Source organism: Nocardioides sp. (assembly GCF_047602075.1).
Taxonomy (GTDB): domain Bacteria; phylum Actinomycetota; class Actinomycetes; order Propionibacteriales; family Nocardioidaceae; genus Nocardioides.
The window spans coordinates 1425948-1438322 of record NZ_JASGIF010000001.1; the positions used below are offsets into that span (position 1 = coordinate 1425948).

Sequence of the window (12375 nt, forward strand, 5' to 3'; positions counted from 1 at the left end):
CTGAGGACGGCGGGGCGGAATACAACAAGTTTATCGCATCTCGGGCGGAGCTGCCGCGTCTGCCACGTTCACCTCGCGCATGACTCCACTCCCACTGGCCACAAGACGGAACCCGGTGCGCGCGAAGACGCGCTGACAACACCCGCGCCGGGCACTCACACGTCGTGCCAGGTAGCCCGTAGGCGCTGCTACGGGATCGGTGTCCCGAGACTCAGAAGCCGAGCCCTGGACGGCCGAAGTAGGGATCGCTTCGAGTGGTGTCCAGCGCAGACGGCGCGTGGAGTCGCCGTGCTCGTTCATCGGCAAGCCGTCGAGTCTGTTCTGCCGCTGCCCGCTTCGTCTCGATCCGCGCGGCGGCTTCTGCGGGGGTGAGCGCGCGGAGTTCTCCGACTTCTCTACGAGCCTGCGCGTCGCGGGCTTCGCGTTCGGGGCGGATGAGCCGTACTCGGATCGGGTCACGGCGCACTCGTTCGGCCCCCAACTCTTGCGCGAGTAGCGTGAGACGTCCCCGGTCGTGCCGGTCTTTGAGTGCCGCCTGCTCGATCTGCGCAGCGGCGAGAGTGCGGGCGGCGTCGAGCACGCGAGGGTCGACTTCCGCGTGCCGCTCCGCTTGACGCGACGCCCACTCGGGCAGCGTCGCGGCGTTGCGGGGTGGCTCGCCCCACCTCTGGCGTATCCGCGCTCGAACCGCCTGGGCGTGCTTGCCCGTAGCGCGGCACTCGGCGCGGGCCTTGCGCCTGCTGAATCGTCCGGCATTGTCGAATCGAGCACGGGCGACGGTCTCGCTCGCGACGGCGGAGAGGTAGGCCGTGCCGTCTGCCTCGGCTTGGACAGCGAGGGCTTGGACGACTTCGGAACGGGTGCGGTCGGTCTCGTCCTCGGCCCGTCGGAGCACATCGGATTGCTCGTCGCCCTCCGCCTTGTGCCTGGCGCGCTGCTGGTCGAGGCGTTCCGCGATCTGCTCCCACTTCGCCGCTGTTCGCTCGGCGCGCTCGGCCTCGCGCACGAGTCGGGCAACCTCGTCGTTAACCATGCTCACCGGGCCGTCGTTTACGAGGCCGCGCACGGCTTCTGCTGCGCGCTCGGTCGCGTCTGCGAGTCCACGGTCTGCCCGGTCGCGTTCCATCGCCTCGATGAACTGTGCCCGTGCGTCGGCCATGTCCTCCGCGACGACATGCAGGGTGTTTGTCTCGCGTCCTCGGGTCATTCCGACATAGACGGCCGCTCCGCCCATCTGATCGCCGAGAACGGTGTGCGAGGCGGGCACGGTGACGCCCTGCACCCCGTAAGCGGTCGCGGCGTAGGAAAGGTGGGCGTGCTCGCGCACATACTCAGCAGGCAGACGCAGCGAGTGTTCGCGCTTGCGGTCGCTGTGCGCGTCACGCACCCACAGCGAACCATCGGCCTCGACCCGTTGGACGATCCACTGTTGCCGGTTCGCCACCCCCAAGTCGGTGCTGTTCTTGCGGGTCTGGATCAAGTCACCCCATCCGATGCTCAGACCGTCGCTGCCGCTCGATGTGGTGGTGCCGTCGACGACGCCCATGCGGGTGCGTTCGTCTCGGATACGGTCATTCAGCCGCGCCGCCTCGTCGTTGGATGCGACGGTGACGGCCTCGCCGTCTCGTCTGCTGGTGGCGAGGTGTTCGCGCAGTTTGTCGGCGTCGCCGTGGAGCCGGATCAACCCGAGGTCGCGCAGCCGGTGGAACACGTCGCCGGGGTTGCGGCGGTCGCGCATCTGCACGGTGACCTCGGCATAGGCGGGGTCGGTGAAGCGGTGTACCTCGGCCATGTCGAATGTGCGGCGACGGAGCTGCGCTGCCATGTCGAGCACGCCGCCGCGTCCGACTGCGGGGAGCTGGGCGCGATCCCCGACGAGCGCGAGCGTTGCACCCGTTTCGGCGGCGACGGTGAACAGTGCGAGGGCGGTGTCTTGGTCGAGCATCCCCGCCTCATCGACCACGATCCGCTCGCCACGACGCAACTGTGCTGCTCGCGGTGGGCCGGTGAACGTTGCGCCGGTCACCGGGTCGGTGTCGCCTACGGCGAGGCGAGTCCATACGCCGTCAGCGTTCCACCGCCACCCGTGCGCGTAGACGAGTGCGGCGACCGATTCGGCGGGCACGCCGAGTTCTTGGTGCGCGACCTCAGCGGCACGCTTGGTCGGCGCAACCACCCGCACACTCCCGCCGCTCTGCTCAGCGGCACGGATCGCGGTGGCGAGCATGGTCGTCTTGCCTGCGCCTGCGGCACCTTCCACGATCACCAACGGATCAGGCGAGGCGACCGCTGCGGCCGCGCCGAGCTGACCCGAATCGAGCTGCTGCCCGAGTGCGGCCGCGTGCTCGCGCACATCGCCGTGCTCCGGCTCGCGCTCGGGGGTTCGGACGGTGATGCGGTCGCGCAGTTCCGTCTCGACCTGCACCACTCGCAGGCTCGTGAGGTGCGCGATATGCTCCGGTGTCACGGTGTCGGGTGGCAGGGCTGAGAGGCAATCCTGAAGCGCAAGAGTGGTTGCTACCGCGATCAGTTCGCGCAACTCTGCCGGGGTGCCGCGCACGCCTGCTTCGGTGATGATCTGGGTGGCGTGTTCCTGCACGGTGTGACGAGCCCACGCCGACTCCGCGGCGGCGCACCGATCCAGCGCCCGTGATGCGATTCGTTGCACGGACAGGTCATCGGTCGATGCCGGAGCACGCGCCGGCCGACGGGCGAGGTGTTCGGGGTCGTAGCCGGCCTCTCGCAACTCGCCCAGCCACGGCGCTTCTTCTCGGAGGGTGGTGGGCTTCTTCGCTGGCCGCTGATACGCCCATGCCTCGGCGCGTAGGCGAGAGGCGACGACCGGCCCGATGCTCTCGCCGGGGTGTGCGGCGTTCCATTCGGCTTCGAGCCGGTCGAGGTTGCGGTGTACCTGCTCGCCCCGCTTGCTCATGAGCGTGTTGAATGGTTCGAGTTCGGCCACCTCACCGCTCACAGGGTCGAGGGTGAGGCCGTGCCGATCCAGCACTTCGGCAAGCTCGGGATGCGCCGCGATCACAGCGGTACCGAGGGCGCGGATCGCACCCTGCTGTTTGAACAGGGCTGCGGTGTCCAGGCCCCGCCACTTCCCAGCAGCGCGCCGCTTCTGAGATAACTAACCAGTTCGGGTTTCTAAATGTCCTCATCCGGGCTGGTGGATTGTGATGGATCCTGCCGCATGCTGCGGCGGGTGGCAATACGGTTGGCTCGGGCGGCGCTCTGGCCGGTTTGGCGGGCCCTGCGGATCGCTTCGCCGCGGCCGTGGTGCTCGTCGTCGGTCGCGGAACGTCTGGTCGCGGACTCCTACGCCAACATCACCATCAGCGACGCCACCTACCGCGACCTCGCCGCAAAGGTCGATGCCGCGTTCGACACACGCACGGCCGGCCACGACCAAGAAATCTCCGACCTCATGGCCAACCGCACCAAACTCGAAGCCGAGAGCGACAAACTCCTCGCCGCGCACTTCGCCGACGCCATCGACCTACCCACGCTGAAGCGGCATCAAGACCGCATCCGCGCGGGCTTGGCCGACGTGAACCGGCGTCTCGCGGAACACGACGAGCACCACACCGGCGGCCGGGCATTCCTCCACGACTCCCTGCGGCTACTCACCGACGCGCACCACGCCTACGCCCGATCCGGCGACGCCGACCGGCGCTTGTCGAATCAGGCGTTCTACACCCGCCTCGACATCACCGACGACGAACGACTACGCCCACGCCTCGCGGAACCCTTCGCAACTATCATCCGCGAAGCGAGTAAGCACAGCGACGGCGGAGGCGAGAAACCCTTACGGGAACACGACACGCCTACGCATGTCGCGTGTTCCCGTAAGACACTTTGGGTGGAGCTGAGGGGACTCGAACCCCTGACCCCCTGCATGCCATGCAGGTGCGCTACCAGCTGCGCCACAGCCCCATTTGCCCACCGGGTGGGCAACCTGAGGAATCCTAGCCAACGCGCTCATCGGATGCGAAATCGGGCATGGTCGGGTCCTCGGACGAGCGGCAGCGCTTCGCCCGGTGGTTGTAGCCGGCCAGTCGCGGGGTGGGGTGCGCGAGCTCCGACTCGAGGATCGCCCAGGCACAGTTGTCGATCCCGCAGAGGCTCTGGCGTGCCGCCGGGTCCCAGCCGAGGGCCGCCATCAGACCGACCTTGAGGGAGGCACCGTGGCCGACCAGGATGCCGGTCTCCCCTGGCGCGAGCTGCGCGAAGCACTCGGTGATCGCCTCGACCATCCGGACGCTGACGGCGCTCACGGGCTCCTCACCGGGCACGAGCGGGTGCGGGTGACCTGCGGCCGAGGCGGCGTACTCCTCCGGGAACCGCTCTGCGAACTCGGCCTGGGTCAGCCCCGACCGGGCGCCCACGTCGAACTCCCGCAGCCGCGAGTCGGTGACGGCGGTCAGGCCGGTCTCCTTCTCCAGGTACGACGCGGTCTCGCGGGCACGGGCCAGGTCGCTGGTCCAGAGCCGGACGGGCTCCTCGAGGGCGAGCACTCGGGCGGCGGCCTCGGACTGGTCCCGACCGCAGTCGTCGAGTTGTACGTCCGTGTGGCCCTGCATGCGGACCAGTGCATTCCACGGCGTCCGGCCGTGCCGCAGCAAGACGAGCCGGCGGATCCCGGACCCGATCGCGTCATCGGCCGTCACGCCAGGTCCCCGTCGTCGGACTCGCCGTCGCGGACAAGAGCCTCGAAGTCGGGGACGTCGATGCGCCGGGGGTCGTCGTCCGCCGGATCGGCGGGGACGGCACCGGGTGGCTCGATGCCGGGCAGCGCGATCACCGGGCAGTCGCGCCAGAGCCGCTCCAGGGCATAGAACCGCCGCTCCTCCTCGTGCTGAACGTGCACGACGACGTCGCCGTAGTCGAGCAGCACCCAGCGCCCTTCCCGCTGCCCCTCTCGACGCAGCGGCCGGACATCGAGGTCACGCAGCTTCTCCTCGACGGCGTCCACGATCGCGTTGACCTGGCGGTCGTTGCTGCCGGACACCAGCAAGAAGACATCGGTGATCGCGAGCTGGTCGCTCACGTCGAAGGCGAGGATGTTCTCCCCCAGCTTGTCCGAGGCCGCGGCGGCGGCGACCCGGACCAGCTCGAGGGCGTGGTCGGTGGCGGTCATCCGGTGATTTCCTGGTGGTCGTCGGCTGGGTGATCGTCGGTGGCGTGATCGTCGGTGTGGTCGAGGCGGGGATAGAGGCCGTGCTTGGCGATGTATTGCACCACGCCGTCCGGCACGAGATACCAGACCGGCTCACCGCGCTGGGAGCGGGTGCGCACGTCGCTGGAGGAGATCGCCAACGCCGGGATCTCGACCATGGTGACCCGGTCCGACGGGATCCGGGCGATGTCCTCGGGGTCCATCTCATAGCCCGGCCGCGTGCAGCCCACGAACTGTGCGAGCCCGAACAGCTCGTCGGCGTCGCGCCAGGTGAAGATGTCGGCCAACGCATCCGCGCCGGTGATGAAGTAGAGCCCGGTGTCGGGCATCAGCGCATGCAGGTCGCGCAGCGTGTCGATGGTGTACGTCGGTCCGGGTCGGTCGATGTCCACCCGCGACACGGTGAACCGTGGGTTGGCGGCGGTGGCGATCACCGTCATCAGGTAGCGGTGCTCGGCCGGCGAGACGGCCCGGTCGGACTTCTGCCAGGGGTCCCCCGTCGGGACGAACACGACCTCGTCGAGGTCGAACCACGACTGGACCTCGGAGGCCGCCACCAGGTGGCCATGGTGGATGGGGTCGAACGTGCCACCCATCACGCCGACACGGCGACCACGGGTGAGCTCAGCGATGGGCGCGGTGGTCAGCTGTGCTCGCGTCCCTTGCCGAACATCAGCAGCCCGGCCATCAAAGCGAACAGGATGAACAGCACCCCGAGCCCGATGATCGCCGGCCACGGCGAGGACTCGTGGGCCTCCTCGGCCGCCAGCGTGATGAGGTCGATCATGGCGGACAGCCTAGCGGGCCGCCATGCGGAGGCCGGTCAGGGGCGCGGTCACCGGATGTGACCGTCGCCGGTGACGACGAACTTGGTCGAGGTCATCTCGGTCAGCCCCATCGGTCCGCGCGCATGCAGCTTCTGCGTGCTGATCCCGATCTCGGCGCCGAACCCGAACTCGCCTCCGTCGGTGAATCGGGTCGAGGCGTTGACCAGCACGGCGGCGGAGTCGACGGCGGCGGTGAACTGCCGCGCCGCGGAAAGGTCCTCGGTCACGATCGCGTCGGAGTGCTGGCTGGAGAAGCGACGGATGTGTTGGATCGCCTCGTCCAGGGAGGGCACGACGCGCGCGGAGATGTCCAGCGAGAGGTACTCCTTGGCGTAGTCGTCGTCGGTGGCAGGCACGACGTCGTCGTACGCCGCGAAGCGCTCGTCCCCATGCACCGTCACGCCGGCTCCCTGGAGCGCCGGAACCACCTGCGACAGGAACTCTTCGGCGACATCGGCGTGCACGAGCAGTGACTCGGCGGCATTGCAGACGCTGCTGCGATGAGTCTTGGCGTTCAGCACGATCGCGAGCGCCTTGTCGAGGTCGGCCGCACGGTCGACGTAGACATGACAGTTGCCCACCCCGGTCTCGATCACCGGCACCGTCGACTCCTCGACGACCGAGCGGATCAGGGAGGCGCCACCGCGCGGGATGAGTACGTCGACCAGACCGCGCGCCCGCATCAGCACCTTCACGCTGTCATGGGAGTCGCCGGGGACGAGCTGGACCACATCCGCTTCTAGACCGACGTCAGTCACGGCGCCTCGGAGCGCGTCCACGATTGCCGCGTTGCTCGACCGCGCGCTGGAGCTGCCTCGAAGCAGCACCGCGTTGCCGGACTTCAGGCAGATCCCGGCGGCATCGGCGGTGACGTTGGGGCGGGCCTCGTAGATCATGCCCACGACCCCGAACGGCACCCGGACCTGGCGCAGCTCCAGTCCGTTGGCGAGGGTGCTGCCACGGACCACCTCGCCCACCGGATCGGGCAGTCCGGCCACGTCGCGGAGCCCCTGCGCCATCCCGGCCAGCCGTTCGGGCGTCAACCGGAGCCGGTCGATCAGGTTGCTCGGTGTGCCCGCCGCCTCGGCACGTGCGATGTCCTCGGCGTTCGCTGCCAGGATCGTGTCGGAGTCGGTCTCGAGCGCCTCAGCCATCGCTACGAGGGCGCGGTCCTTCTGCTCCCTCGTGGCGAGCGCCAGGCCGTGGCTCGCTGCCCGCGCCCGCTCCGCTGCCGCGATCACCGGATCCACACTGCTCATGCCAGCCAGCCTAACCGGATAGCGTCATCGTCTTTGGTCGCTCAAGCGACCGGAGTGAATGACGTCCCGGGGCCCGTTGGGCGGGTCACCCCTTGCGGGCTTGGACCTTCTCGGTGGTGGCGGGCAGGACGGTGTGGAGGTCGCCGACGACACCGAAGTCGACGAGCTCGAAGATGGGTGCTTCGGCGTCCTTGTTGACCGCGACGATGGTCTTGGAGGTCTGCATCCCGGCGCGGTGCTGGATGGCTCCGGAGATGCCGGCGGCGAGGTAGAGCTGCGGAGAGACGGTCTTCCCGGTCTGTCCGACCTGCAGCCCGTGCGGCACCCAACCGGAGTCGACCGCAGCCCGCGACGCACCCACCGCAGCGCCGAGCGCGTCGGCCAGGGCCTCGATCGGCGCGAAGTCACCACCGGTGCCCCGGCCACCAGAGACCACGATCGCGGCCTCGGTCAGCTCGGGACGACCCGAGGCGACCCGGGGTTGGGCGGCCACGATCTGCGCGGTCTTGGCCGCATCCGAGATCGTCACGGTGACCTGCTCGGCCACACCGGCACCCGCAGCCTCTTCCGGGGTCGCGGCGTTGGGCTTGACGGTGATGATCGGGGTGCCGTGGGTGACCCGCCCGGTCAACGTGTAGTTCCCCGAGAACACCGACTGGGTCGCCACCGGCCCCTCGGGCCCGGCTTGCACGTCCACCGCGTCGGTGATCACCCCCGAGGACAGCTTGATCGCAAGCCGTCCCGCGATCTCCTTGCCCTCCACACCGGAGGTGATCAACACCGCGCCCGGGTTTGCCTGCCCGGCGACGTGAGCGAGCACCTCCGCCTTCGGCGCGACCAGATAGCCCCGCACCGCGGCGTCGTCGACCAGGTAGACCTTCTCCGCGCCGTACCCCTTCACCGCCTCCACCACCACGCCAGCAGCGGCGGCCGGGCCGATGAACACCGCCGATGGCTCACCGAGCCGCCGCGCGATCGTCAACAGCTCGAAGGTCGGCTTACGGACCACACCATCGGCGTGGTCGACCAGAACCAAGATCTCAGACACCACAACGCTCCCTCTAGACGAACTTCTTGCCAGCAAGGAAGTCCACCAGCGCTTGGGCGCCCGAACCATCCTCGTCGTTCACGATCTCCCCAGCACTGCGCGGCGGACGCGCCGAGGTGCCCTCCACCGTCGTCCAGGCCGCGGCCAGACCCACCTGCGAGGCATCGACACCCAAGTCGGCCAACGCATAGGTGGTCACCGGCTTCTTCTTGGCCGCCATGATGCCCTTGAACGACGGATACCGAGCCTCACCGGTCCGGTCGGTCACCGACAACACCAGCGGCATCGTGCCACCGATCACCTCGGTGGCCACGTCGCCGTCCCGCTTGATCCGGACCTGGTCGCCCTGGGTCTCCACCACGTCGGCAAACGTCACCTGCGGCAACCCCAACCGCTCGGCCAGCATCGCCGGCACCACACTCATCGCACCATCGGTCGAGGACATCCCGCACACCACCAGGTCCGCCGGGCCCGCCTTCTTGACCGCCTCGGCCAACACCAGCGACGTCGCCACCGCGTCCGAGCCCGCGACCGCGTCGTCGATCACGTGCACACCGTCATCGGCGCCCATCTGCAGGGCCTTGCGGATCGCGTCAGCCGCCTTCTCCGGACCCACGCACACCGCCGTGACCGTGACGTCCTCACCCTCACGCTTCTCCCGGATCTGCAACGCCTGCTCGACCGCATACTCGTCCAACTCCGACAACAGACCGTCCACACCAGCCCGGTCGACGGTGTTGTCCGCCTCGAACCCGATGCTCGCCGTCGCGTCCGGCACATGCTTCACACACACGACAATCTTCATAGCGCTCGGCCTCGCGGCCCCTCCTCAACGCAGTGGACACTCAACGCAGTGGACACGGGCCACCGCCAGGCAACGACCCGGATGTGCCCGAGGCTACCCGTCACCGTGCCGGGCCCGGAACTCGTCCACGGGTGGAGTGGGTCACAGGCCGGACGCTTCCCGGCCCCGTGCTCAGCGGCCGACGAAGGTCGCCTTGCCGGGACCGTTCTCGATGAAGGACTGCATGCCAACGGCCCGGTCCTCGGTGGCGAACAGGGCGGCGAACTGCTGACGCTCGATCTCCAGCCCGGTCTCCAGGTCCGTCTCCACCCCCCGGTCGATGGACTCCTTGGCCGCGCGCAGCGCGTACGACGCCGCGCCGACGAACTGTCCTGCCCAAGCCAGCGCCTCGGCGTAGACCTGGTCTGCGGGGAGCACCCGGTCGACCAAGCCGATGGCGAGCGCTTCGTCGGCCTTGACGAAGCGGCCGGTGAAGATCAGGTCCTTGGCCTTGCTGGGGCCGACGAGCCGGGTCAGCCGCTGGGTCGCGCCGGCACCTGGGATGATGCCGAGCAGGACCTCCGGCTGCCCGAGCACGGCGTCCTCGGCAGCGAACCTGACATCCGCGCACAGGGCCAGCTCGCAGCCGCCGCCGAGCGCATATCCGATCACCGCGGCCACCACCGGCTTCGGGATCTTCGCCACCGCGGTGAAGGAGGACTGGAGTGCTCCGGATCGGCGCACCATGTCGGTGTAGGACATCTCGGCCATCTCCTTGATGTCCGCGCCGGCGGCGAAGACGCGTTCCCCGCCGTAGACGACGACTGCCTTGACGTCGTCGCGCTCGGTGGCCTCGGTGGCCGCGGCCCGGATCTCCTCTTGGACCGCCGCGCTGAGGGCATTCATCTTCGGCCGATCCAGTCGGATCGTGCCGACGCCGTCGGCCACCTCGAGCCGCACGAACTCACCCATCTGCTCCTCCTCGACACCCGGTGCCGTGCTGATCGCCTACCTCGGCTCCGACCCTAGACGACATACTCCAGCGGGGGGTGCCGGGGCAGCACAGGGTGCCATCGGCGTCCGGCAGGGCGTCGTACACAATGACCCGGTGAACCAACGCGCCTGGCACTGGACGACCCGTGACGAGGTCGCTCCCGTCTGGCCGGGCTCGCACCAGAGTCTGGGTGCGACGTGGGCGCCGGACGCGACCAACTTCGCGGTCTGGGCACCGGCGGCGAGCCGGATCTGGGTCAGCGTCTTCGATGAGCGCGGTTCGGAGACCAAGCACCAGCTGACCGAGCACACGCTCGGCGTGTGGCACGGACAGATCCCGGACGTGGCGATCGGCCAGCGCTATGGCTTCCGGGCCGACGGGCCGTGGGACCCCGCCCGCGGCCTGCGCTTCAACCGACACAAGCTGCTGCTTGACCCGTATGCCCGCGCGATCTCGGGCTCGCTGCGCCACGGCACCAGGACGCTGCCCTATGACGCCAAGGATCCGGCGAAGCCGAGTCGGCAGGGCTCCGGCCCGGTGATGCCGCGCTCGGTCGTGGTGCACGACACCTTCGACTGGGACGACGACGTGCACCTGCGCACCCGTTGGCGCGACACCGTGATCTACGAGCTGCACGTGAAGGGCTACACGCGGCTGCACAACGAGATCCCGCCCGAGTTGCGCGGCACGTACGCCGGCCTCGGCTCACCCACCGTGATCCGCTACCTGCGCGACCTCGGCGTGACCGCTGTCGAGCTGATGCCGGTGCACCACTTCTTCACCGAGCCGGCGGTCGCGGCACGCGGGGTGGAGAACTACTGGGGCTACAACTCGATCGGCTTCTTCGCACCGCACGCCGCCTACTCCTCCAGCGGCGACCGGGGTCAGCAGGTCACCGAGTTCAAGGAGATGGTCCGCAACTTCCACCGGGCCGGCATCGAGGTGTTCCTCGACGTGGTCTACAACCACACCGCTGAAGGCGGCCAGGACGGGCCGGCGTACTCCTTCCGGGGATTGGACGACCTCGGCTACTACAAGCGGGCAGGCACCGGCGGGGACGCCTACTGGGACGTCAGCGGATGCGGGAACACCGTCGACAGCGGCAACCTGGCGGCGCTGCGGATGATCCTCGACTCGCTGCGCTACTGGGCGACGGAGATGCACGTGGACGGCTTCCGGTTCGATCTCGCGTCGGCCCTGTCCCGCACGGGGCACAACATCGACATGCGCAGCGCCTTCCTGACCACGATCAGCCAGGATCCGGTGCTGCGCTACGTCAAGCTCATCGCAGAGCCGTGGGACGCCTCCATGGACGGCTACCGGGTCGGCTCGTTCCCGCCGCCCTGGGTGGAGTGGAACGACCGCTATCGCGACGCCATCCGGGACTTCTGGCGCGGCCGCTCCGACGGTGTGCGGGAGGTGGCCTCACGGCTCGCCGGCTCCTCGGACCTGTACGCCGACGACGGCCGGTCGCCGTACGCCTCGGTCAACTTCGTCACCGCCCACGACGGGTTCACCGTGCGAGACGTGGTGTCCTACGACGTCAAGCACAACGAGCCCAACGGCGAGCACAACCGTGACGGCACCGACAACAACCGGTCCTGGAACCACGGCGTCGAGGGCGAGACCGACGACGAGGCCATCAAGGCGCTGCGACGTCGGCAGGCGGCCAACATGATGATCACGCTGTGCCTGTCCAGTGGCTCCCCGATGATCACCGCCGGTGACGAGCGGGGCCGCACCCAGCGCGGCAACAACAACGCCTACGTCCAGGACAACGAGGTGTCCTGGGTGGACTGGCGTCCTGACGACGCCTGGCTCGACCTCTACGAGCAGGTCAAGACGGCGCTGCGGCTGCGCCGCGACCACCCGGCCCTCCGCCAGCGCCACCACTTCGTGGGAGCGCCGACCATCGAGGGCGGACCCAAGGACCTGGCCTGGATCCATCCGAACGGTCGCGAGATGACCGAGCAGGACTGGTACGACACCAGCCTCGCCACCATCGGCATGTTCGTCTCCGGCAACCCGCTCCGCTCACCGGGCCCGCGCGGAGAGCAGCAGCACGACTCCTCGTTCCTGCTGTGGCTCAACAGCAGCCCCGGCGACGTGGAGCTGACCCTCCCCGAGAACGAATGGGTCAACCACGGCGAAGTGGTGCTGTCCACCGACCCCCACCACCAGATCGGCGACCCCGTCGCCGCCGGTCAGGTGCTGCCGATCGAGGGCCGCTCGGCGCTGGTGCTGCGCCAGACCGAGATCTACTGACGGATCCGCGCTCCAA

Annotated in this window: 10 protein-coding genes and 1 tRNA gene; 1 reads left to right on the plus strand and 10 read right to left on the minus strand. The window is 68.9% G+C overall.

Annotated elements, in window-relative coordinates; all coding sequences use genetic code 11:
- Positions 1 to 211 precede the first annotated feature (211 nt).
- The 10 genes from QM714_RS07225 to QM714_RS07270 all read right to left on the minus strand — a co-directional run bounded on the left by QM714_RS07225 (position 212) and on the right by QM714_RS07270 (position 10072).
- Positions 212 to 3037 carry an AAA family ATPase gene (locus QM714_RS07225; protein WP_415098996.1) on the minus strand — a complete coding sequence of 942 codons (2826 nt, stop codon included), beginning with the start codon at positions 3035 to 3037 and terminating at the stop codon, positions 212 to 214.
- An 829-nt stretch (positions 3038 to 3866) separates the two neighbouring features.
- Positions 3867 to 3939, minus strand: a tRNA-Ala gene (locus tag QM714_RS07230).
- 32 nt (positions 3940 to 3971) lie between these two features.
- Positions 3972 to 4673, minus strand: a complete 702-nt coding sequence (locus tag QM714_RS07235) for a histidine phosphatase family protein (RefSeq protein ID WP_415098998.1) — start codon at positions 4671 to 4673, stop codon at positions 3972 to 3974.
- Positions 4670 to 5143: a ribosome silencing factor gene (gene rsfS, locus QM714_RS07240; protein ID WP_415099000.1), complete on the minus strand. Its 474-nt coding sequence runs from the start codon at positions 5141 to 5143 to the stop codon at positions 4670 to 4672. Before rsfS ends, QM714_RS07235 begins: the two co-directional genes overlap by 4 nt.
- Complete coding sequence (nadD, locus tag QM714_RS07245) at positions 5140 to 5814, minus strand: nicotinate-nucleotide adenylyltransferase (RefSeq protein ID WP_415101009.1); 675 nt, start codon at positions 5812 to 5814, stop codon at positions 5140 to 5142. Before nadD ends, rsfS begins: the two co-directional genes overlap by 4 nt.
- 11 nt (positions 5815 to 5825) lie before the next feature.
- A complete protein-coding gene (locus QM714_RS07250) occupies positions 5826 to 5969 on the minus strand; it encodes a hypothetical protein (protein WP_415099002.1) in 144 nt (47 codons plus the stop codon).
- 48 nt (positions 5970 to 6017) lie between these two features.
- On the minus strand, positions 6018 to 7268 hold the full coding sequence (locus tag QM714_RS07255) for a glutamate-5-semialdehyde dehydrogenase (protein WP_415099004.1): 1251 nt from the start codon (positions 7266 to 7268) through the stop codon (positions 6018 to 6020).
- Positions 7269 to 7353: 85 nt separating this feature from the next.
- Positions 7354 to 8316 carry an electron transfer flavoprotein subunit alpha/FixB family protein gene (locus tag QM714_RS07260; RefSeq protein ID WP_415099006.1) on the minus strand — a complete coding sequence of 321 codons (963 nt, stop codon included), beginning with the start codon at positions 8314 to 8316 and terminating at the stop codon, positions 7354 to 7356.
- 13 nt (positions 8317 to 8329) lie between these two features.
- The gene (locus QM714_RS07265) at positions 8330 to 9121 is read right to left on the minus strand and encodes an electron transfer flavoprotein subunit beta/FixA family protein (RefSeq protein WP_415099008.1); all 792 of its coding nucleotides are present in this window, start codon (positions 9119 to 9121) and stop codon (positions 8330 to 8332) included.
- Between the two features lie 171 nt (positions 9122 to 9292).
- Positions 9293 to 10072: an enoyl-CoA hydratase/isomerase family protein gene (locus QM714_RS07270; RefSeq protein ID WP_415099010.1), complete on the minus strand. Its 780-nt coding sequence runs from the start codon at positions 10070 to 10072 to the stop codon at positions 9293 to 9295.
- Between the two features lie 136 nt (positions 10073 to 10208).
- Here QM714_RS07270 and glgX point away from each other — a divergent pair, with 136 nt between their 5' ends.
- Complete coding sequence (gene glgX, locus QM714_RS07275; protein WP_415099012.1) at positions 10209 to 12359, plus strand: glycogen debranching protein GlgX; 2151 nt, start codon at positions 10209 to 10211, stop codon at positions 12357 to 12359.
- The last annotated feature ends 16 nt before the right edge of the window (positions 12360 to 12375 follow it).

Bases quoted from the DNA above. Each gene is read 5' to 3' on its own strand.
- QM714_RS07270 (WP_415099010.1), bottom strand. From the start codon at position 10,072: ATGGGTGAGTTCGTGCGGCTCGAGGTGGCCGACGGCGTCGGCACGATC.
- rsfS (WP_415099000.1), bottom strand. From the start codon at position 5,143: ATGACCGCCACCGACCACGCCCTCGAGCTGGTCCGGGTCGCCGCCGCC.
- QM714_RS07265 (WP_415099008.1), bottom strand. From the start codon at position 9,121: ATGAAGATTGTCGTGTGTGTGAAGCATGTGCCGGACGCGACGGCGAGC.
- QM714_RS07250 (WP_415099002.1), bottom strand. From the start codon at position 5,969: ATGATCGACCTCATCACGCTGGCGGCCGAGGAGGCCCACGAGTCCTCG.
- QM714_RS07255 (WP_415099004.1), bottom strand. From the start codon at position 7,268: ATGAGCAGTGTGGATCCGGTGATCGCGGCAGCGGAGCGGGCGCGGGCA.